Origin of the sequence: Pseudoflavonifractor phocaeensis (assembly GCF_016901735.1) — a bacterium.
Taxonomy (GTDB): domain Bacteria; phylum Bacillota; class Clostridia; order Oscillospirales; family Oscillospiraceae; genus Pseudoflavonifractor_A.
Map to the genome: position 1 here is coordinate 1 of NZ_JACLZC010000038.1, position 22,216 is coordinate 22,216.

The 22,216-nt window shown below is 63.5% G+C and carries 20 protein-coding genes; all 20 read left to right on the forward strand.

The annotated features are described in order from the left end of the window. A partial coding sequence (locus H7U37_RS09250) for an S-layer homology domain-containing protein (RefSeq protein WP_204875346.1) occupies nt 1-346 on the forward strand: 346 nt, incomplete at its 5' end. A gap of 453 nt (nt 347-799) precedes the next feature. Then, nucleotides 800-1,867: an NADAR domain-containing protein gene (locus H7U37_RS09255; protein WP_204875348.1), complete on the forward strand. Its 1,068-nt coding sequence runs from the start codon at nt 800-802 to the stop codon at nt 1,865-1,867. A gap of 13 nt (nt 1,868-1,880) precedes the next feature. After that, on the forward strand, nt 1,881-2,573 hold the full coding sequence (locus H7U37_RS09260; RefSeq protein ID WP_204875350.1) for a class I SAM-dependent methyltransferase: 693 nt from the start codon (nt 1,881-1,883) through the stop codon (nt 2,571-2,573). Between the two features lie 3 nt (nt 2,574-2,576). Beyond that, nucleotides 2,577-3,332 (forward strand): BtpA/SgcQ family protein, encoded by a 756-nt coding sequence (locus H7U37_RS09265; protein ID WP_204875352.1) that lies wholly within the window; start codon nt 2,577-2,579, stop codon nt 3,330-3,332. Next, nucleotides 3,317-4,129 (forward strand): RNA ligase family protein, encoded by an 813-nt coding sequence (locus H7U37_RS09270; protein ID WP_243413545.1) that lies wholly within the window; start codon nt 3,317-3,319, stop codon nt 4,127-4,129. Before H7U37_RS09265 ends, H7U37_RS09270 begins: the two co-directional genes overlap by 16 nt. Next, complete coding sequence (locus H7U37_RS09275; RefSeq protein ID WP_204875353.1) at nt 4,129-5,298, forward strand: ATP-binding protein; 1,170 nt, start codon at nt 4,129-4,131, stop codon at nt 5,296-5,298. Before H7U37_RS09270 ends, H7U37_RS09275 begins: the two co-directional genes overlap by 1 nt. 301 nt (nt 5,299-5,599) lie before the next feature. Beyond that, entirely contained in the window at nt 5,600-6,979 is a 1,380-nt protein-coding gene (locus H7U37_RS09280; RefSeq protein ID WP_243414287.1) for a TrkH family potassium uptake protein, read from the forward strand. A 38-nt stretch (nt 6,980-7,017) separates the two neighbouring features. Next, nucleotides 7,018-7,665: a potassium channel family protein gene (locus H7U37_RS09285; RefSeq protein WP_204875363.1), complete on the forward strand. Its 648-nt coding sequence runs from the start codon at nt 7,018-7,020 to the stop codon at nt 7,663-7,665. Then, nucleotides 7,665-8,432, forward strand: a complete 768-nt coding sequence (locus H7U37_RS09290) for a TrmH family RNA methyltransferase (protein WP_204875365.1) — start codon at nt 7,665-7,667, stop codon at nt 8,430-8,432. Before H7U37_RS09285 ends, H7U37_RS09290 begins: the two co-directional genes overlap by 1 nt. Nucleotides 8,433-8,500: 68 nt before the next feature. Then, a complete protein-coding gene (gene dprA / locus H7U37_RS09295; protein ID WP_204875368.1) occupies nt 8,501-9,724 on the forward strand; it encodes a DNA-processing protein DprA in 1,224 nt (407 codons plus the stop codon). Between the two features lie 84 nt (nt 9,725-9,808). Next, on the forward strand, nt 9,809-12,136 hold the full coding sequence (gene topA / locus H7U37_RS09300) for a type I DNA topoisomerase (protein ID WP_204875369.1): 2,328 nt from the start codon (nt 9,809-9,811) through the stop codon (nt 12,134-12,136). Between the two features lie 28 nt (nt 12,137-12,164). Next, complete coding sequence (gene trmFO / locus H7U37_RS09305; RefSeq protein WP_204875370.1) at nt 12,165-13,472, forward strand: methylenetetrahydrofolate--tRNA-(uracil(54)-C(5))-methyltransferase (FADH(2)-oxidizing) TrmFO; 1,308 nt, start codon at nt 12,165-12,167, stop codon at nt 13,470-13,472. A 149-nt stretch (nt 13,473-13,621) separates the two neighbouring features. Continuing rightward, nucleotides 13,622-14,656, forward strand: a complete 1,035-nt coding sequence (gene plsX, locus H7U37_RS09310) for a phosphate acyltransferase PlsX (protein ID WP_204875371.1) — start codon at nt 13,622-13,624, stop codon at nt 14,654-14,656. Between the two features lie 144 nt (nt 14,657-14,800). After that, nucleotides 14,801-15,037 (forward strand): acyl carrier protein, encoded by a 237-nt coding sequence (locus tag H7U37_RS09315; RefSeq protein ID WP_204875372.1) that lies wholly within the window; start codon nt 14,801-14,803, stop codon nt 15,035-15,037. Nucleotides 15,038-15,113: 76 nt separating this feature from the next. After that, nucleotides 15,114-15,794 carry a ribonuclease III gene (gene rnc, locus H7U37_RS09320; protein ID WP_204875373.1) on the forward strand — a complete coding sequence of 227 codons (681 nt, stop codon included), beginning with the start codon at nt 15,114-15,116 and terminating at the stop codon, nt 15,792-15,794. Between the two features lie 136 nt (nt 15,795-15,930). Beyond that, nucleotides 15,931-19,509, forward strand: coding sequence for a chromosome segregation protein SMC (smc, locus tag H7U37_RS09325; RefSeq protein WP_204875374.1), 3,579 nt, complete (start codon nt 15,931-15,933; stop codon nt 19,507-19,509). 98 nt (nt 19,510-19,607) lie between these two features. Continuing rightward, a complete protein-coding gene (ftsY, locus tag H7U37_RS09330; RefSeq protein ID WP_207751987.1) occupies nt 19,608-20,507 on the forward strand; it encodes a signal recognition particle-docking protein FtsY in 900 nt (299 codons plus the stop codon). Between the two features lie 45 nt (nt 20,508-20,552). Continuing rightward, nucleotides 20,553-21,272, forward strand: coding sequence for a ribonuclease PH (rph, locus tag H7U37_RS09335; protein WP_204875376.1), 720 nt, complete (start codon nt 20,553-20,555; stop codon nt 21,270-21,272). A 1-nt stretch (nt 21,273) separates the two neighbouring features. Beyond that, nucleotides 21,274-21,858 carry an XTP/dITP diphosphatase gene (locus tag H7U37_RS09340; protein WP_204875377.1) on the forward strand — a complete coding sequence of 195 codons (585 nt, stop codon included), beginning with the start codon at nt 21,274-21,276 and terminating at the stop codon, nt 21,856-21,858. Between the two features lie 17 nt (nt 21,859-21,875). Then, on the forward strand, nt 21,876-22,196 hold the full coding sequence (yhbY, locus tag H7U37_RS09345) for a ribosome assembly RNA-binding protein YhbY (protein ID WP_204875378.1): 321 nt from the start codon (nt 21,876-21,878) through the stop codon (nt 22,194-22,196). Nucleotides 22,197-22,216 lie beyond the last annotated feature (20 nt).

Genomic DNA, 22,216 nt, shown 5'->3' on the forward strand with positions numbered 1-22,216 from the left:
CTCCCACCCCTTCTGCGATGTGAAGGAGAGCGACTACTACTGCCAGGCCGTGCTGTGGGCGGTGGAGAACGGCATCACAACAGGCACCAGACCTGACACCCTCAGCCCGGACGCAGTGTGTACCCGCAGTCAGGTGGTGACTTTCCTTTACCGCTATGGCGGAAGTCCCGCCACGGAAAAGACCTTCTTTGCCGATGTGCCCGAGGATACCTATTACTACGACGCGGTCCAGTGGGCGGCGCAGAGCGGCGTTACCACCGGTACCGGCGCAAATGCCTTCCGTCCGGACGCGGACTGCACCCGCGCTCAGATCGTCACGTTCCTGTACCGGGCTCTGAAACAATGATGCGGTGCGGGTGGGGCAGGAATATGTTTCCGGCCCCGCTCACATTCTGGGGGATCATATCTTTTCTTGATATTCACAGAGACAAGAGCGGTCGGATTCTCATCGATCGTAACTGGATTTTGCCGCAAAAAAATCGTTGACTTGAACATCTTTCCGGCTTATGCTATACTCACTTTTACATCAATCTGCTTGCCGATCCCAGCAGTATCCATATAGGCGTTTCTCTTCATGGGGCGCTTTTGCCCTGAGCCAATTCTGTGCCAATCCCCGTTATAAAGCCGCTGGACGGAGGAAAAAAAGTACAAGCGCAGCCTGAGGGCTGTGTTACCATACGGGTGGATCAGCCGAGAAAGGGCCGGTCCACCCGTTTTTCGATATCATGCGGTCCGCCGCGTGATAAGAGCGAAATTCATCCGTTTCAGTCAAATAGACTACAAAGGAGGGAAAAACGTGATGAAACAGAAAAAAGCGGTCGTTATGGGCGGTTCCTTCAACCCGCCCACCATTGCCCATGAGCAGCTGCTCAAGGCGGCGGTGGAGGCCATCGGCGCGGACTACGGGATCTTTGCCCCGGCGTCCCAGCCCTATGTGGCCAAGAAACTGAAGAAGAAAGAGCGGCACTGGGTCATGGAGGACCGGCTCAGGCTGGAGATGCTGCATGCCATCTGTGCCGGAGATCCCCGCCTGCGGGTGGATGAGAGCGAGATGCAGGCAGACTGCCGTACCTTTGAGACCATGTGTCTCATTCAGGAGAAGCTGCCCGACGTGAAGCTCTTCTTCCTGATGGGAATGGACAAACTGTACGTCGTGCCGCGCTGGTATGAGATCGAGGCATTTGTGGAGCGTTTTGACTTCCTGGTGGTCCAGCGGGGCCAGCCGCCTCTGGAGAAGGTTCTGGAGGGCAACGACTTCCTCCGGGCGCATCGGGATGCGTTCCACACCTTCCAGGCGCCGGAGGGCCTGTCTGAGATCAGCTCCTCGGCGCTGCGCAGCGGACTGCGGGCCAAGGATAACAGCGTCCGCGCTTGGCTGCGGCCTGAGGTGTGGTCCATTCTGGAAAAGAACGGCTATTACGGACTGGGAGACTGCATTGACGAGTTCCGGGAGGATTACCGCTTCCTGAGCAACTTCTATCCCTCTGTGATCCGGTATCAGGGTCTGACCTATCAGAACGCGGAGGCCGCGTTCCAGGCCCAGAAATGCCTGGACCCGGAGGTGCAGGTCCAGTTCTGCGAGATGATCCCCGCCAAGGCCAAGGGCATCGGCCGCCGGGTCCCCCTGCGGGCGGACTGGGAGGCGGTCAAACTGACGGTCATGCTGGACGTGGTGCGGGCCAAGTTCACCCAGAACCCCGACCTGGCCGGGCGTCTGCTGGAGACCGGCGACAAGGTGCTCATGGAGGGCAACAAGTGGGGAGACACCTTCTGGGGTATGGACCTGCGCAGCCGGCGGGGTGAAAACCACCTGGGCAAGATTTTGATGCAGGTCCGGGCGGAGCTGCTGGAAGCCATGGAGAAATAAGGAGGAATGAACGATGGAGCGGGCCTATGATCTGACGCTGGCGGCGGCCTTTCTGCGGGGCCGTGCCGCCCGATTGGGGCGGGAGGACATCCTGCCGGCCCGCCTGAGAGCGGGCGCGCCGCTGACAGAGGAGGATCTGGCCCGCCTCCCCGCCTGTTTTGAAGCGCTGAGCGGCAAGCTGTATACCTTCAAGCGGGGACACGAGGAAATGCCCCGGGTAAAAAAGGTCATGGGCTTTCTGCGGTCCGTGCAGCCGGAAAATCTGCTGGACGTGGGCAGCGGGAGAGGGGTGTTTCTCTTTCCGTTTTTGAGGGCCTTTCCCTGGGTGGAGGTGACCTCCATTGACCTGCTGCCCCACCGGGTGGCGCTGATGGACGATCTGCACCGGGGCGGGGTGACCCGGCTGACGGCGGCGCAGGCTGATCTGTGCCTCCAGCCCTTCCCCGACGGGCGCTTTGATGTGGTCACCCTGCTGGAGGTGCTGGAGCATATCCCGGATGTGGAGCGGGCGGTACGGGCGGCGGTGCGGATGGCCAGACGCTATGTGGTGGTCACCGTGCCGTCCAAGCCGGACGACAACCCGGAGCACATCCACCTCCTGACCAAGGAGCGGCTGACGGAGCTTTTCCGTCAGGCGGGATGTACCAAGCTGCACTTTGACGGCGTATTGGGCCATTTATTTTTGGCGGCGAAGATAGGAGTGTAAAAAATGATGAGATATTATGAGGTATTTGGTTATCGTAAGCCGGTGATCGCCATGCTGCACATGAAGGGCGACGCCAGAAAAAGCCCGCTGGAGCGGGCCAAGGAGGAGACGGAGCTCTATCTGAGCCGCGGCGTGGACGCGGTGCTGGTGGAAAATTATTTCGGCTCGGCGGAGGATTGCCGGCAGGTGCTGGACTGGCTGAGCCGTCAGAGCGGCGCCCTGTGCTACGGTGTGAACATTTTGGGGGATATGGACCTGGGCTTCCGCCTGGCCCGGGAGTACGGCGCCGCCTTTCTCCAGCTGGATTCGGTCTGCGGCCATCTGGCGCCCTTTCAGGACGATCTGTTTGCCCGGAAGCTGGCCCAGCTGCGGAAAACCTTCGACGGGGCGGTATTGGGCGGGGTACGCTTCAAGTATCAGCCCGTCTGCTCGGGCCGGACGGAGGAAGAGGACCTGCGCCTGGGGATGGAGCGCTGCGACGCCGTTGTGGTGACCGGTACCGGCACCGGTATCGGCACCCCTGTGGAAAAGATGCGGCGCTTCCGCAAGACCCTGGGGGACTTTCCCATGGTGGTAGGGGCCGGCTGCACGGTGGAGACGGTGCCCGAGACCTTTGAAGTGGGAGACGGGGCTATTGTGGGCAGTTATTTTAAGGAGGCCCACAACGCCATGGGAGATGTGGAAGCGGCCTATGTGGCGCGCTTCCTGGAAGCGAAACGTCAATGGGAGAGGAGTCGAGTATCATGGAACAGATCATAAAATATCCCCGCACCCCCCATCTGGAGGGGTCGCGGCTTCAGCCGGGGGACGAGGACCTGTCCCAGATCCCCTTTTCGGAGATCGCCGGCTGTCCTCTGGCGGTGGAGGAGAAGTGTGACGGAGCCAATACGGCCATTTCCTTTACGCCGGAGGGAGAACTGCGCATCCAGAGCCGGGGCCACTATCTGACCGGCGGCTATCGGGAGCGGCATTACGCCATGCTCAAGCAGTGGGCGGGCGTCCAGCAGGAGGCGCTTTATGCGGTGCTGGGCAGCCGGTACATTATGTACGGCGAGTGGATGTACGCCAAGCACACGGTTTTTTATGACGCGCTTCCCCACTATTTTGTGGAATTTGATGTGCTGGATCGGGAACAGGACTGCTTTTTGGATACGCCGTCCCGGCAGAAGCTGCTGGCGGGACTGCCGGTGGTCTCGGCCCCGGTATTGGCCCAGGGGAGATTCAGCCGGCTGGAGGACCTTCTGGCGCTGCTGGGACCTTCCCGGTATATTACGGCGGATCATCAGGCGTCTCTGCGGGAGGCCTGCCGACGGGCGGGCGTGGACCCGGAGCGGCCCATTCGGGAGACCGACCCCAGCACCCGGATGGAGGGGCTTTACCTCAAGGTGGAGGAGGACGGGCAGGTCAAGCGCCGGCTCAAATATGTGCGGGCGTCCTTTTCCCAATGCGTGGATCAGAGCGGCAGCCACTGGCTGGACCGCCCCATCATCCCCAACCTGCTGTCCATCCCTGTTGAGCGGCTGTTCGCCCCTACGCTGGAAGAGGAGAAAACGTAATGGAGAGCTGTGAAGGGCTGTTCCGGGCCTTTCCCACCGGCCCGGACTGGCGGATCGACTGGGCGTACCTGGAAAGGGAGAGCCCGTTGGCGCCGCTGGCGGCGGAGATGAAGTCTGCGGCCCAGGAGAAGCGCTGGCACGGAGAGGGGGACGTATGGACCCACACCCGGATGGTCTGCGAGGCGCTGGCGTCGCTGGAGGAATTCCGGACGCTGGCGGAGGCGGACCGGCTGGCGCTTTTCCTGGCGGCCCTCCTCCACGACGTGGGTAAGACCCGCTGCACCCGCCTGGAGGAGGGATGTCTGACCTCTCCCCATCACGGCGCGGTGGGGGCCAATCTGGCCCGGGCGCTGCTCTGGCGGGAACTGGATCTGGCGGGAACGGCGGAAAAGCAGCGGCTCCGGGAGACGGTGTGTCAACTTGTCCGCTACCACACCGCGCCGGTCCATCTCTGGAAGGAGGAGGAAAAAACCCGTCTGCGCCGCATCGCGGCCAATGGAGCGCTGATCCCCGGTTTCCGGCTGTCCCTGCTCTGTCTGCTGGCCAAGGCGGATCTGCTGGGGCGGGTGGCGGAGGACCGGGAACGGCTGCTGGAACAGGTGGAACTGACAGCCCTGCTGGCCCAAGAGCAGGGCTGTTTTTCCGCGCCGGGCGTCTTTGCCTCGCCCTATGCCCAGCGGGCGTATTTCGCGGGCCGCCTGTCCTGGGCGGGGGACGATCCCTATGACCGGAGCTGGGGCGAGGTGATTTTGCTGAGCGGTCTGCCGGGTACCGGGAAGGACACCTGGATCAGCCGGAACTGTCCGGCGCTGCCGGTGGTGTCGCTGGACGTGCTGCGGGCCCAGCTGGGACAGAGCGCCAAGGGAGACCAAAGCGCCGTGGCCGCGGCGGCGCAGGAGCTGGCCCGTTCCTACCTGCGCCGGAAGGAGCCCTTTGTGTGGAACACCACCAGTCTGACGCCGGCGCTGCGGGAAAAGGTGGTGTCGCTCTGTGAGCGCTACGGGGCGGCGGTACGCATCGTTTTTCTGGAGACGGGGTGGGAAGAGGGTCTGCGCCGCAACGGGGAGAGGAAAGCGGAGGTACCCCGGCAGACAGTGGAGCGGATGCTGGAGCGCCTTACGCCGCCGGAGCGGTGGGAGGCGCGGCAGGTGGCGTGGCTGTGTGTCTGAACCGTCTTGAATATCTGAATTTCCTATGTTATACTAACCAGCGTATGGATCCGCATGAGGAAGCATTCAGGCAGAAAAGAGGCGGTACGCATGGTCAGGAACCCTGTTTTGGCCGCGGTGCGGAAGGACGCGGGCGTCCCCTTTGCCATGGTTCCCTCTGCCCTGAAAAGAGAATGAAACGGCGGCCTTTCCGCCCACTGTTTCCGGAAAGGCATACTGACGGAATACGTTCCATCGGTATGCCTTTCTCCATCGGAGCAGGGCGGGGAGGGCGGATCGTGTGTGAAAGGAGCTTTGTGCTTTGGACGGAAATTTGCTCTTGCGTCTGCGGGAACGGTTTGCCGCGCGGCGCGGTTTGAACGCCACCCGGATCGTGGCCCTCTCCTTTGCGGGGATCATCCTGCTGGGCGCGCTTTTGCTGACCCTTCCCATTGCGTCGAAGGATATGCAGAGCGCCGGATTCTTTACCGGCCTCTTCACTGCCACCTCCAGCACCTGCGTTACCGGTCTGATTCTGGTGGATACAGGGGTGCACTGGAGCCTGTTCGGGCAGTTTGTTATTTTGTGTATGCTGCAAATCGGCGGTCTGGGTCTGATGACCATTATTACGATATTTTCTTTAGCCCTTCACCGGCGGATCGGACTTTCGGAGCGCCTGGTGATGGTGAGCACCCTGAACCTCAACGACATGGAGGGCGTGGTGCGGGTGGTGCGCCACGCGCTGATGGGCACCTTTATCATTGAGGGCATCGGCGCGGCGCTGCTGGCCACCCGGTTCATTCCAAAGCTGGGTCTGGCGGAAGGCATCTGGGCCAGCATTTTTCACGCGGTGTCGGCCTTCTGCAACGGCGGCTTTGACGTGGTGGGCGAGAAGTACGGCGCCTTCAGCAGTCTGGCGGGACTCAATGACGACCCGGTGGTGCTGCTCACCACCGGCGGGCTGATCGTCATCGGCGGACTGGGCTTTTTCGTGTGGGAAGACGTGATCCGGGCCAAAAGCTGGAAGAAGCTGAGCCTGTACAGCCGCACGGTGCTGACGGTGACCTTCTGCCTCATTCTGGGCGGCATGCTCTTTGTGCTGGCGGCGGAGTACAATAATCCCGCCACCCTGGGGGACATGCCCCTGTGGCAGAAGCTGCTCAATTCCATCTTTCAGTCCATCACCCTGCGCACCGCCGGATTTGACGCGCTGGGTCAGGGCGGACTGAGCGACGAGACCAAGGCGGTGAGCACCGTGCTCATGCTCATCGGCGGCTCCTCCGGCTCCACTGCCGGCGGCATCAAGACGGTGACGGTGGCGGTGCTGATGCTGGCTCTGCGGGCCAATCTCCTTGGACGGGAGGAGGTCACGCTCCGGGGCAGATCCATCCCCACGCAGAAGGTGATGAGCGCCATGAGCCTGGCGTTGGTTATGGTATTTCTTTTCCTGGCCGGGTCCATTGTCATCACCACGGTGGAGGGTCTGCCCTATATCGACTGCGCCTTTGAGACGGCGTCGGCGCTGGGCACCGTGGGCGTCACCACGGGTATCACGCCCGGCCTGCACCGGTTCTCACAGTCTATTTTGATTCTCTTCATGTATCTGGGCCGTGTGGGTGTGTTCTCGGTGTCGGTTGCCTTTGCGGCGGACCGGCAGACGGCCAAGATCCGCTATCCCAGCGTGGAATTTATGATCGGATAAGGACAGGCGCAAGGCGTTTGTCAGGGAGGTAAATCGTTATGAAAACATTTATCGTAATTGGTCTGGGGCGGTTTGGCACCGCCGTGGCGACGGAGCTTTGTTCGCTGGGCCATGAGGTGCTGGCGGTGGACACCGATGCGGAGAAGATCCAGCGGGTGGCCAATCAGGTGACCCATGCGGTGACGGGCGACGCCCGGGACGCCACGGTTCTGCGCGCCCTGGGCGCCCGCAACTACGACTGCGCGGTGGTGGCCACCGGCGACGATATCGGCAACAGCGCCCTGATCACCCTCAATTTGAAGGAACTGGGCCTCAAGCAGATCATCTGTAAGGCCCAGAGCCATGTGCACCGCAAGGTGCTGGAGAAGATCGGGGCCGACCGGGTGGTTTTTCCCGAGTACGAGACCGGCCTGAAACTGGCGCAGGGTCTGTCCAGCTCCAATATTCTCAACTTTATTGAGCTGTCCGAGGATTACGGCATCGTGGAGCTGAACACCCCCAGAAGTTGGCGGGGAAAGACGCTGGCGGAGCTGAACGTGCGGGCCAAATACCATGTCAACATCATTGCCGTACGGGGCGAGGATGAGGAACTGAACATCGCGCCTGGCGGCGACTTCGCCCTTGCCGGCGGTCTGGTGGTGGTGCTGGGCCGGATGGAGTATATCAACCGGCTCCACGATCTGTGATGGCGGCGCCCGAACGGATCACCAGCCGGCAAAATCCGCTGGTCCTCCACATCCGCCGGCTGGGCGCGGAGCGGAAATACCGCAAAAAGCAGGGCGCTTTTCTGGTGGAAGGGGATAAACTGGTGGGGGAGGCGCTGCGCTGGCTGGGCAGTCCGGAGGTACTCGTCTATACCGAGGGCCACCGGCCGCCGGAGGGCCTGGGGCCGGAGACCCGGCTGGTGGAGGTGCCCGCGGAGCTGATGGCCCATCTCTCCACGGTGGAGACCCCCCAGCATCTGCTGGCGGTCTGCCCGTTGCCGGAGGCGGCCTTGCCTGAGCGGCTGTCCGCCGGCTCTTATCTGGTGCTGGACGGGGTGCAGGACCCGGGCAATGTGGGCACCATCTGGCGCACCGCCGACGCCTTCGGGGCGGACGCCCTTATTTTGCTGCCCGGCTGCGCGGACCCTTTTTCACCCAAAACGGTGCGCGCCTCCATGGGGGCCTGCTTCCGCCTGCCGGTGTGGGCGGCGGAGCTGGACGAGCTGACCGGCCGTCTGGACCAGGCCGGGATCTCCCTGTGGGCCACGGCCCTGCGGGACGACACCGCCGATGTGCGGGCCGTCTCCCTGCGGGGGACGGCGGTGGTCATCGGCAGCGAGGGACGGGGGGTGTCCGACCGGACGCTGGCGTGCTGCGCCGGTACGGTGAAGATCCCCATGCGCACCCGGTGCGAGTCGCTGAACGCGGCGGTGGCGGCGTCGGTGGTTTTGTGGGAAATGGCACGGTAGAGAATTAGAAATAGAGAAGCGTTTTCTATGGCATCGCACTCCGGATAGAGAGAAAGGGAGGCGTTCCCATGGCGACTTTGAAGTATTGGCTGTGGCTGACCACCCGGGCGGGTCTGCGTACCGGGGAGGCGGCGGCTTTGGCCCAGCGGTTTGGCGGGGCGGAGCGGGTCTATTTTGCAGACCGGGCGGAGTTTGACCTGCTGCGGCTGCCCCGTGGGCTGAAGGAGAGCCTGGCCGACAAGGATCTGGGCATCACCGACAAGATTTTGGAGCAGTGTGACCGGCTGAACATCCGGCTGCTCACCATGCAGGACGCGGAATATCCCGAACGCCTGCGGCAGATCCGGGAGCCGCCCGCGCTGCTGTATGTGAAGGGGAAGCCCATGCGGGTGGACGAGGCGGTAACGGTGGCGGTGGTAGGGGCCCGGCGGGCCAGCGATTACGGCTGCCGGGTGGCCGCCGATCTGACGGGACGGCTGAGCCGCGCGGGCGTGGTGCTGGTGTCCGGCATTGCCCAGGGCATCGACTCCGCCGGCCTGCGGGGCGCTTTGCGGGCCGGCGGCCGGGTGATCTCGGTGCTGGGCGGCGGCATTGATGTGGTGTGGCCCCCTTCCAGCGCGGGCCTGTTTGCCGATATCGGCGTGATCGGTACGCTGGTCAGCGAATATCCCCCCGGCACCCCCACCGAAGGCTGGCATTTTCCCATCCGCAACCGCATCCTGGCGGGACTTGCCCAGGGCGTGGTGGTGGTCGAGGCGGGTAAGCGCAGCGGCGCGCTGATTACCGCCCGCCTGGCGCTGGAGGAGAACCGGGACGTTTTTGCCGTACCCGGTCCGGTGGACGCCATCCGCAGCGCCGGGGCCAACGCCCTCATCCAGAGCGGGGCCAAAATGGTGTGCGACGCGGAGGATGTGCTGGAGGATTACCGCCAGGTTTATCCCGACCGGCTGCGGCGGGAGCGGGAGAGCGCGGCGTTGGTGCGCCGTTCCGGCCCACGCCGTCCGAAGCCCGTTTCGCCGCCGGAGAAACTGGAAGAGACTGACAAAAGGATTGACAAGGAGCCGGAAAGCGCTTATAGTACCTTGCAAAATGATACGACGCCTGTTACCCAGGAGGAAACGGCCCTGTTGGCGGCCATGAACGGGGAGAGCCTGTGTCCGGACGAGCTGGTGGAGCGGACGAGACTGTCCGCCAGTCAGGTGCTGTCGGCCCTGACATTGCTGCAGGTACGGGGCGCGGTGTTGGCGGTCCGGGGCAACCGGTTCCGGGCGGCGGAGCAAGGGAAGGCATAGGGGGAGGGCCGGCGGACGCCAGAGGAGCGGACCGACCTCCCCAGGCGGCGGAGGACGCCGCAGGATATAGGAGGTAGGAATTCAGTGGCGAAAACCAATCTTGTGATCGTGGAGTCACCGGCCAAAGCCAAGACCATCGGCAAATATCTGGGTCCCGGCTATGAGGTCAAGGCATCCATGGGCCATGTCCGCGACCTGCCCAAGAGCAAGCTGGGGGTGGACGTGGAGCACGGTTTCCAGCCGGACTATCAGCCCATCAAGGGGAAGGAGGAGGTCATTGAGGACCTCCAGAAGGCGGCCAAGAAGAGCGAACGGGTCTATCTGGCCACCGACCCGGACCGGGAAGGAGAGGCCATTTCCTGGCATCTGAAGGAGCTGCTGGGCATCCCGGACGACAAGACCTACCGGGTCACCTTTAACGAGATCACCAAAAAGGTGGTAAATGACTCCATCGCCGCGCCCAGGGCCATCGACCAGAACCTGGTGGACGCCCAGCAGGCCCGGCGCATTCTGGACCGCATCGTGGGCTATCAGCTCTCCCCGCTGCTGTGGAAGAAGATTCGACGGGGCCTGTCCGCCGGACGGGTCCAGTCGGTGGCCACCCGGCTGGTGGCCGAGCGGGAAGGGGAGATCCGCGCCTTCGTGCCCCAGGAATACTGGTCGCTGGATGTGGAGCTGGAGCGCATCGCCCCCAATCTGGGCCGGTTCAAGGCGGCTTTTTACGGCCGGGAGAAAAAGCTGGAGCTCCACAGCCGGGAGGAGGTCCAGACCGTGGTGGACGCGGTGAAGGACGCGCCCTTTACCGTCCGCGGCGTCAAGCGGCAGGAAAAGCAGCGCAATCCCGCCCCGCCCTTTACCACCTCCACCCTCCAGCAGGAGGCCAGCCGAAAGCTGAACATGACCCCCAGGCGCACCATGTCCATCGCCCAGCAGCTCTATGAGGGCGTGGACATTGACGGCGAGGGTACCGTGGGTCTCATCACCTATATGAGAACCGACTCCCTCCGCCTCTCCGACGAGGCCACCGCCGCCGCCCGGGATTTTATTCTGGGGCGCTACGGCGAGAGCTATTATCCCGGCAAGGCCCGGCATTATAAGACGAAATCCGGCGCCCAGGACGCCCATGAGGCCATTCGTCCCTCTGACGTGAATCTGACGCCGGAGCAGGTGCGCAAGGATCTGACCCAGGAGCAGTACCGGCTCTATAAGCTGATCTGGAGCCGTTTTCTGGCCTGTCAGATGTCCTCCGCCCTCTATGACAGCGTGACCATCGACGTGGAGAGCGCCGGCTATCATTTCCGCGCCAACCACGCCTCGCTGAAATTTTCCGGCTATATGGCGGTCTATGTGGAGGGCAAGGACGAGGACGAGGAGGCTCCTCAGTCCCCCCTGCCCGACCTGAAGGAGGGGGAAGTGGTCAGACTGGACAAGACCAGCCCCGAGCAGCACTTCACCCAGCCGCCCAGCCGTTATACCGAAGCCACCCTCATCAAGGCGCTGGAGGAGAAGGGGATCGGCCGGCCGTCCACCTATGCCCCCACCATTTCCACCATTCTGGACCGGGAATACGTGGTCAAGGAGGGGAAATATCTGCGTACCACGCCTCTGGGCGAGGTGGTCAACGACCTGATGAAGGAGAAATTCCCCGATATCGTGGATACCGCCTTTACCGCCAACATGGAGGAGCGGCTGGACGAGGTGGAAGAGGGGAAGGAAAACTGGCGGGACATCCTGTCCAGCTTTTACGGCGGCTTTTCCCAGGAGCTCCAAACCGCCGAGCAGGACACCGAGCGCATCAAGGTGCCCGACGAGGTGTCCGACGTGATCTGTCCCAAGTGCGGGCGGAACCTGGTCTTTAAGTCGGGCCGGTTCGGCCGGTTTTTGGCCTGCCCCGGCTGGCCGGAGTGCGACCATACCCAGCCCATCGTCATCGAAATGCCGGGCAAATGTCCCAAGTGCGGGGGTAAAATTTTGAAAAAGACCTCCAAACGGGGATTTGCCTACTACGGCTGTGAGAATAATACCAATAAGGACGAGGCCCGCAAGTGCGATTTCATGACCTGGGACGTGCCGGTGAAGGAGGTCTGTCCCTCCTGCGGGCAGACCCTGTTCAAAAAATCCGGCCGGGGCTTTAAGAAGCCCTTCTGCATCAACCCGGAGTGCCCCAACTTCCTGCCGGAGGACCAGAGGGGGTACAAGAAAAAGACCGCCGCCGCGGAGACGCCGGCCGAGGGCGCGCCGCCGGAGGAAGAGAAAAAGCCCGCCAAGAAAACGGCGGCGAAAAAGACTGCGGAAAAAAAGACAGGCGAAAAAAAGACCGCCAAAAAAGCGGCGGAGAAGAAGCCGGCGGAGAAAAAAACCAGGAAAACCACCGCCAAAAAGACCGCCTCCAAGCCGGAGGGGGAGGCGTGAGCGGAGAGACAGAAAAAGCGAGGTAAGTATGGAACCAGTGATCGTAATCGGCGCGGGGCTGGCCGGGTGTGAATGCGCCTGGCAGCTGGCCCGGCGGGGCATCCCCGTGGTGCTCCACGAGATGAAGCCCACAAAGATGACGCCCGCCCACCACAGCGAGGCGTTTGCCGAGCTGGTATGCTCCAACTCCCTCCGCTCCGACCAGCTGGAGAACGCGGTGGGACTTTTGAAGGAGGAGCTGCGCTGTCTGGGGTCCCTGATCCTGGCCTGTGCCGATACCCACCGGGTGGAGGCGGGAGGCGCGCTGGCGGTGGACCGCCACGGCTTTGCCCGGGCGGTGACCCAGACTGTCCGGAACCATCCCCTCATCACTGTGGTGGAAGGGGAGGTCACCGCTCTGCCCGAGGAGGGACAGGTGGTGGTGGCCTCGGGACCGCTGACCTCCGACGCCCTCAGCGCCCACATCCAGGCCCGCTATCCCCAGCAGCACAGCCTAAATTTTTACGACGCCGCCGCGCCGCTGGTGACCTTTGAGAGCGTGGACATGGAGCAGGCCTGGTTTGCCTCCCGGTACGACAAGGGGACCGCCGATTATATCAACTGTGCCCTCACCGCCCAGGAGTACGCCGCTTTCTGGGAGGCGCTCTGTCAGGCGGAGGAGGCGCCGGTCCACGGCTTTGAGGACAGCGGCGTTTTCGAGGGCTGTATGCCGGTGGAGGTGATGGCCCGGCGGGGGGTGGACACCCTGCGCTATGGCCCCCTAAAACCCCGGGGACTGAAGGACCCCAAAACCGGTCAGGAGCCCTACGCTGTGGTGCAGCTCCGGCGGGACAACGCCGAGGGAAGCATTTATAACCTGGTGGGCTTTCAGACCCATTTGAAATGGCCTGAACAGCGGCGGGTCTTTTCCATGATTCCCGCGCTGAAAAACGCGGAGTTTGTCCGCTACGGCGTAATGCACCGCAACACCTACCTGGACTCGCCCCGGCTGCTGGACCGCTATTACCGGGTGCGTACCGAGCCGCGTATCTGCTTTGCCGGCCAGATCACCGGCGTGGAGGGCTATGTGGAGTCCACGGCTTCGGGCTGTCTGGCGGCCATTGAGCTGGCCCGCCGTCTGGAGGGGAAAAAGCCGGCTGATTTTCCCCGGGAAACCGCCATCGGCGCGCTGGCGCTCTATGTCAGCGATGAGAGCGTGGTTGACTTTCAGCCCATGAACGTGAATTTCGGCATCATTCCTCCCCTGGGCTATAAGGTGAAGGGGCGCGGAAAGCGCAACAAGAACGCGGAGCTGAGCCGCCGGGCGCTGTCGGCGCTGGCGCTGGTGGAGACCTGAATATCCGGTGGGGCCGGCCTTTATGGCGGCCTGCTGTGTATCCCGCAGCCGTGCGGGCGACCACAGGGGCCGCCTCGATCTGACCCGAGAAAGCGGGGCGGCGTGGTAAAAAATATATCCAAAGAACAAGAAAGAAGGATTGCGACGTTATGAAGATCATTGTGGACGCCATGGGCGGCGACAACGCGCCCTCATCCAACGTCAAAGGCGCGCTGGCCGCGGTCAAGGATTTGGGCGTGGAGGTGATCCTGGTGGGCCGCGGGGAGGAGATCCTGGCGGTCATGCAGGAGGAAGGACTCAAGGAGCCGCCCGCCGGCGTGGAGATTGTCCACGCCTCCGAGGTGGTGGAGGTCTGCGACAACCCCTCCACGGCGTTCCGGGAGAAGAAAAACTCTTCTCTTACCGTGGGGCTCAATCTGCTGCGGGACGGAAAGGGAGACGCCTTTGTGTCGGCAGGCAGCACCGGCGCCCTGCTCTCGGCGGCCACACTGATTATCAAACGCATCAAGGGCATCCGCCGGGCGGCGCTGGCTCCGGTGATCCCCACGGGGAACGGCGGCGCGGTGGCGGTGGATGTGGGGGCCACGGCGGAGTGTACGCCGGAGTATCTGCTGCAATTCGCCTTCATGGGCTCCTATTATGCCGAGCATGTGCTGGGCCGTCCGGAGCCTCGGGTGGGGCTTTTGAACATCGGCGCGGAGCCCTCCAAGGGCACCGACCTCCAGCGGGAGACCTACAAGCTGCTGGAGCAGGCGGACAAGTCGGGCCGCATCCACTTTGTGGGCAACGTGGAGAGCAAGGAGGCCGTGCTGGGAGCGGTGGACGTCATCGTGGCCGACGGTTATTCGGGGAATATTTTCCTCAAAACCATGGAGGGTACCGGCAGCTTTTTGGGCAAAAAGCTCAAAGAGGTCTTTCAGAAGAACCTGGTGACCAAGCTGGGGGCGGTGCTGGTCTCCGGCGGGCTGCGCGCCTTCAAGAAGATCATGGACCCGGGGGAGGTGGGCGGCACCGCCTTTATCGGTATCTCCAAGCCGGTCATCAAGGCCCACGGCTCCTCCGACGCCCACGCCATCCACAGCGCCATCCGGCAGGCGGCCAAGGTGGCCTCTTCCGGCATCATCGAGGACATCGCGGAGAACGTGGATCATATGCGCATTCACCCGGAAGAGCGGGAAAAATAAGCGGCGCCATGGGGCAGAGTTCATAAAATTTTGCCCCCGGGAAAAAAATTTCAAAAGACCTATTGACACGGAGCCATATCTTGCCTATTATGTTTATGCAATGAATGCGTTCCCGAAAGAACGACCAGATAGGAGTAGATTGACATGATTTTTGAAAAGATCGTTTCCCTGCTGTCCGAGCAGCTCGGCGTGGACGCCGAGAGCATCACCATGGAGACCTCCTTTGAGGAGCTGGGCGCTGACTCCCTGGACGTGGTTGACCTGACCACCGCCGTGGAGGAGGCCTTCAACCTGGAGAGCCTGGCTGATGAGAGCCTGTCCGAGATCACCACCGTGGGCGACTTCGTGAACTTCCTGAAGACCAAGGTGGACGAGGAGTAATTCGGATCGACCGGAAAACTGCGCCCCGCTCCGGCGGGGCCTTTTTCTTTGAGTAAAAGACCAAGGAGGAGAGCGGATGCAGGCACTGGAGGAAAAGCTGGGGTACACATTCCGGGACCCCGCCCTGCTGGACAACGCGCTGACCCACAGTTCTTATGCCAACGAGAACCGGGCCGCCGGCGCCCAGAGCAATGAGCGGCTGGAATTTCTGGGCGACTCGATTTTGGGTATGGTGACGGCGGACTATCTCTACCGGACCCACCCCGACCTGCCGGAAGGGGATCTGACCCGGACGCGGGCGGCGCTGGTGTGCGAGGAGAGCCTGGTGGAGGTGGCGCAGGCCTGGGGACTGGGCCAGTTTTTGAAGCTGGGCCGGGGAGAGAACGCCGGCGGAGGACGGACCCGTCCGTCCATCCAGGCTGACGCGGTGGAAGCGGTGCTGGCGGCGGTTTTCCTGGACGGAGGCATTGCGCCGGCCCGGCAGATCATCCAGACCTACATTCTGGACGCCGAGGCCGAGCGGGGCCGCAACCGGGACTATAAGACCGCGCTCCAGGAGCTGGTCCAGCGGGAGAGCGGGCAGGTGCTGCGCTACTGTCTGGTGGGCTCCTCCGGTCCGGACCACGCCAAGGTGTTTGCCGTGGAGGTGGAACTCAACGGGAATACTGTGGGACGTGGTCAGGGCCACAGCAAAAAAGAGGCGGAACAAAACGCCGCCCGGGCAGCCATTGCCGCCCTGGAAGGGAAAGGCAAGTAAACATGGGACGCGTATGGGCGTCAAATGGATGGGGGACCGTGGACGCGGTTCCCCATTGGTCTGCTCTGGGAGAAACGGTTTGCAAAGGGCGGCGGCAGTTGATATAATATAGTATTCACATGGTATCACAAGAGAGGTGTACGGTTTGTTTCTAAAGGCGCTGGAGATCCAGGGGTTCAAATCCTTTCCCGACAAAACGGTCCTGACCTTTGGGGAGGACATCACAGCCATCGTGGGCCCCAACGGGTCGGGGAAATCCAACCTGTCCGACGCGGTGCGGTGGGTCATGGGCGAGCAGTCCACCCGGGCGCTGCGGGGCGGCAAGATGGAGGACGTGATTTTCGGCGGCACGGTCAAGCGCCGTCAGCTGGGCTTTGCCGAGGTCTCCCTGGTACTGGATAACGCCGACCGGGCCCTGGCCCTGGACGAGGACGAGGTCATGGTCACCCGCCGCTACTACCGCTCTGGGGAAAGTGAATATTATATCAACCGCCGCACCGTGCGGCTCAAGGACGTAAACGAGCTTTTTATGGACACCGGCCTGGGCCGGGAGGGATATTCCATCATCGGCCAGGGCAAGATCGACGAGATTCTGTCGGTCAAGAGCGCCGACCGCCGGGAGATCTTCGAGGAAGCGGCGGGCATTTCCCGCTACCGCCACCGGAAGGAGGAGGCGGAGCGCCGGCTGGAGCGGACCGAGGAGAATCTGCTGCGCATCGGCGACAAGATCGACGAGCTGGAGTTACAGGTGGAGCCGCTGCGCCAGCAGGCGGAGAAGGCCAAGCGCTTTTTGATCTGCCGGGACGAGATGAGAGGGCTGGAGGTCTCCCTGTGGCTGGAGCAGCTGGACAAGCTGCGGGCGGTGTCGGTCAAGACGGCGGCGGACTGTGACGCGGCCATCCGCCAGCGGGAAGAGGTCCGGAATGCCCAGGAGGCCATGTACGCCGCCGCCGAGGGCTATGCCGTCCAGATGCGGGAGAAGGAGATCGAGGCCGAGCGGGTCCGTCAGGAGATGGCCCGGCGTCAGGAAGAGGCCAGCCAGCTGGAGCGCGCCATCGCGGTGCTCCACACCAACGTGGCCAACAACCGGGAGAACGCCCGGCGGCTGCAAGGGGAGATGGACCGGCAGGCGGAGCGGGACGGCTCTCTGACCGCCCAGATCGCCGAGCGAAGCGCCCGGCTGCAGGAGATCGTCCGGGAGCGCACGGCGGTCAAGGAAGAGATTGCGGGCCGGGAAAAGGCCCACCGACAGGCGGCGGAAGAGGCCGGCGTGCTCACCGAGGCTCTGGAGGCGCTGCGCCGCCGGGCAGAGGAGGAGCGGGCCTCCGCCGCCGAGGAAAAGGCGCTTTTGTCCGCCCTGGCCGCCGCGGCTCAGGAGCTGATGGACCGGGACGCCACGCTGCGCTGGGACATCGGCGAAGGGGAAAACCAGCTGCAAGGGGCGCGGGACGATGAGCGGAAGGCCGAAACGGCTCTGGAACAGGCGAAAGAGGACCGGGACAGCCTGACCAACGTGATCCAGGGCTACACCCTGCGCCTTCAAAGCCGGGAGAAGAAGGAGCGGGAGAGCGCCGACCGGCGGATGAAGCTGCAAATGGAGGCCAACGGCCTGCAAACCCGCATCCACATGCTTGCCGAGATGGAAAAGGTCTATGAGGGCTACTCCAAGGCGGTGAAGCTGGTGATGGGGGAGGCCGAGCGGGGCCGCCTGCGGGGCGTCCGGGGCCCGGTGGCCGGGCTTTTGCAGGTGCCGGACCTCTATACCGTAGCCATTGAGACCGCTTTGGGGGGCGCCATGCAGCATCTGGTGGTGGAGCGGGAGGAGGACGGCAAAAGCGCCATTTTGTGGCTCAAGCGCCGGGAGGGCGGCCGTGCCACCTTCCTGCCCATGGACGCCATCCGGCCCGCGGACTTTCGGGACCGGGGCGTGGAGGGAGAACCGGGCTTTGTGGGGATGGGGGACGCCCTCATCACCTTTGACCCGGCGTACAGCCGTATTTTTTCCAATCTGCTGGGCCGGACGGTGATCGCCGACCAGATGGACAGCGCCATTGTCATGGCCCGCAAGTATGGCCACCGCTTCCGCATCGTGACCCTGGACGGTCAGGTCCTCAACCCCGGCGGCTCCATGACCGGCGGCTCTTCCAGCCGTTCGGCGGGCATTCTGAGCCGGGCCAATGAGCTGGCCCATCTGCGCACCCAGGCGGAGGAGGTGGAGCGGCGGCTGGGCCAGGCGGTGCGGGAGGCCGAGCAGACCGCCAGAGAGGCCAACGCCGCCCGCTATGAGCTGGAGACGGCCAGGGAAAAGCAGCGGGAACGGGAGAGCGAGATCAGTACCCTGGAAGAGCGGCGGGGCAATCTGAGCCGCCGCCGGGCAGAGCTGGAAGAGGGCCAGCGGCAGCGCCGCGGAGAGCTGGAAAAGCTGGTGGAGCGGGCCGCCCAGACCGAGAGAGACACGGAAAGGGTACGGGCGCGGATCGAGGCGCTGGAAGGGTCCGTCGCCGCCTTCCAGGCCGAGGCCCAGGGCAAGGAGGCGGGCCAAAGCGCCGTCCGGGCCAAAACGGCCGCGCTGGAAGAGGAAATGGCGCAGCTGAAGCTGCGCCTCACCGCCCTGGAGGCGGAGGAACAGATCTCCGCCCAGTCGGTGGCCGAGCTGGAAACCCTCCGGCAGGACTTGGCGGGGGACCGGGCCCATCGGGCCAGTCTGCTGGCCGACTGTGCCGAACAGGAGGCGGCGCTGCAAGAGGAGATCGGCCGGCAGGAGAAGGACCTGTCAGCCATCCGGCGGGAAAATCAGGGCCGGGAGGAGACCATCACCCGGCTGGGGGAGGAGAAGCTGGCCCTGGAGGGCAAGCGCAACCAGGCCGATCGGGAGAGCCGGGAGAAAAACACCCAGCTCCTCCAGCTGGAACGGGAGGTCTCCTTCCTGGAGCAGAAGCGGGCCGCCAATGCCCAGGAGGAAAAGGGAATCCTGGACCGGCTGTGGGAGCGGTACGAGCTGACCCACGAGGCGGCCCAGGCCCAGCGCCTGCCCCTGGAGAGCGTACCCCAGGCCCAGCGCCGGGTGGCCGAACTGAAAAAGACCATTTCCGGCCTGGGCAATATCAACCTGGACGCCATCGAGGAATTCGAGCGGGTCAATGAGCGGTATACCTATCTCACCGACCAGCGGGACGACGTGCGCAAGTCCAAGGGAGAGCTGGCGGGCATCATCACCCAGCTCACCGAGGAGATGAAGCGGATCTTTGCCGAGCAGTTCAAGGCGCTGAACACCGCCTTCGGGCAGACCTTCCGGGAGCTCTTCGGCGGCGGACGGGCCGCGTTGGAGCTGGAGGACCCGGAGGATATCCTCAACTGCGGCATTGAGATCCGGGTCCAGCCGCCGGGCAAGACCTTAAAGATTCTGACCCTGCTGTCGGGCGGTGAGAAGGCCTTTGTGGCCATCGCCCTCTACTTTGCCATTTTGAAGGTGCGCCCCACTCCCTTCTGCGTCATGGACGAGATCGAGGCGGCCCTGGACGACGCCAACGTGGTCCGCTATGCCCGCTATATGCGCAGCATGGCCAGCAGCACCCAGTTCATCGTCATCACCCACCGCCGGGGCACCATGGAGGAGGCCGACGTCCTCTACGGCGTGACCATGCAGGAGGAGGGCGTGAGCCGCATCCTGACCATCAATCTCAACGATGTACAGGAGGAATTGGGGATTTCTTGAGAAAACCGGCGATTTTTTGGAGCATGAGGGAACTTTCCGCTCCTTCCGCCGTCTATAAAAAGAAGGCGTTTCGGCCTTCGGAGAAAGGAAACGGAGACATGGGTTTTTTTGACAAAATCAAGGCGGGACTCACCCGCACCAAGGAGAACATCGGCCGGTCCTTTGAGACGCTTTTTTCCGGCGAGATGACGGAGGACCTGTACGACGAGCTGGAGGAGGCCCTGATTCTGTCGGACATGGGGGCCGAGCGGGCCATGGAGGCGGTGGAGGAGCTGCGCCGCCGGGTGAAGGCGGAGAAGATCCGGGACGCCGGCGAGGGCCGGGCCTGCCTGCGGGCCATTCTCACCGAGCTTTTACAGGTGGGCGATCCGGCGCTGAAGCTGGATACCCGGCCGTCTGTGGCCCTGTTCATCGGGGTGAACGGAGTGGGCAAGACCACCACCATCGGCAAGCTGGCCGCCCAGCTCAAGGGCGAGGGCAAGCGGGTGATGATGGCCGCCGCCGACACCTTCCGGGCCGCCGCCGCCGATCAGCTGGAAATCTGGTCGGAGCGGAGCGGAGTGGACCTGGTGCGCCAGCACGAGGGCGCCGACCCGGCCGCGGTGGTGTTTGACGCTTTGTCCGCCGCCAAGGCCCGCAATACCGACGTAATTTTGGTGGACACCGCCGGACGGCTCCACAACAAGCAGAATCTGATGAACGAGCTGGGCAAGATCAGCCGCATCCTGGAACGGGAGCTGCCCGGCGCCGACCGGGAGACCCTGCTGGTGCTGGACGCCACCACCGGACAAAACGGCCTCATCCAGGCCAAGCAGTTCAGCGACGTGGCGGGCATCACCGGCATCGTGCTCACCAAGCTGGACGGCTCGGCCAAGGGCGGCATCGTCATCGCCATTGCCCAGGAGCTGGGGGTGCCGGTGAAGTTCGTGGGCGTGGGCGAGGGGATCGACGATCTCATGCCCTTTGACGCGGAGCGTTTTGTCCAGGCATTCGTGTAATTTTGTCCATCATTCCAGAGAGACACAGAAAGGAAGGCTGTTATTATGCCCCGTATTGACGGACGGACCGCCGCCCAGCTGCGGCCGGTGGAGATCATTCCCCATATCAACAAATTTGCCGAGGGCTCCTGCCTCATCCGCTGCGGCAACACCCATGTGCTGTGTACCGCCAGCGTGGAGGACCGCACGCCCCCCCATGTGCCCGAGGGAGAGGGTTGGGTGACGGCGGAGTATTCCATGCTGCCCCGGGCCAACCGGGAGCGCTCCAAGCGGGACGTGGCCAAGCTGAAGCTCTCCCCCCGTTCGGCGGAGATCCAGCGCCTGGTGGGCCGTTCCCTCCGGGCGGTGGTGGACATGGCCGCTTTGGGAGAGCGGAGCATCACCATCGACTGCGACGTGCTCCAGGGGGACGGCGGTACCCGTACCGCCTCCATCACCGGCGGTTTCGTGGCGCTGGCCCTGGCCTGCCGCAAGCTGATGCTGGAGGGCAAGCTGGACAAGATGCCCCTCACCGGCTATGTGGCGGCGGTGTCCGCCGGCATCGTGAGGGAGGAGCCGCTGCTGGACCTGTGCTATGAGGAGGACTCCTCGGCCCAGGTGGATCTGAACTGCGTGATGGACGATCAGGGACGCCTCATTGAGATTCAGGGCACCGGCGAAGGCCGGCCCTTTACCATCGAGGAGCAGCGCAAGCTGGTGGAGCTGTGCGCCGGCGGCATCGCCCAGCTGCAAAAGCTCCAGAAGGACATTGTGGGGGAGCTTTGAGATGAAGCTGGTACTGGCGAGTAAGAACGAGAAGAAGCTCAAAGAGCTGCGGGATATCCTGTCCGCCCAGGGGGTGGAAGTGGTGTCCGAGGCCGACGTGGGCGTGGATGTGGAGGTGGAGGAGACCGGCACCACCTTTGCCGAAAACGCCTATTTGAAAGCCCACGCCGTCATGGAGGCCGCGGGCCTGCCTGCCGTGGCCGACGACTCCGGCCTTTGCGTGGACGCCCTCAACGGCGCGCCGGGGGTCTATTCGGCCCGGTACGGCGGACCGGACCTGGACGACGCGGGGCGGTACCGGCTGCTGCTGGAGAACATGAGAGGGCAGCTGGACCGGCGATGCAAATTCGTCTCGGCCATCTGCTGCTGCTTCCCGGACGGCACAAAGGTGGAGGCCCAGGGCGAGTGCGCCGGCACGCTGGCCTATGCGCCCCGGGGAACGGACGGCTTCGGGTATGACCCGATTTTCTTCCTGCCGGAGTTAAAAAAGACCTTTGCCCAGCTGACGGCGGAGGAGAAGAACGCCATTTCCCACCGGGGAAAGGCGCTGGCCGCATTCCGGGAAAAATTAAAGGATAAAATTTAAGAAAAGGAGATTTTACATTGGATCTGACAAGTAAGCAGCGTGCCCAGCTGCGCGGACTGGCCAACGGCATCGACACCATCGTGCAGGTGGGGAAGGACGGCATCGGCGACAACCTGGTCAAGCAGGTCAACGACGCCCTGGAGGCCCGTGAGCTCATCAAGGGCCGGGTGCTGGAAAATTCCATGCTTACCGCCCGGGAGGCGGCGGAGGCGCTGGCCAAGGCGGCCCGGGCGGAGGTGGTGCAGGTCATCGGCACGAAGTTCGTGCTCTATCGGCAGAGCCACCGCAAGGACCTGAAAGACCCCATCGTACTGGTCAAGGATCGGAAGAAGCAGTAAGCGCATCACCGGAATCGGGT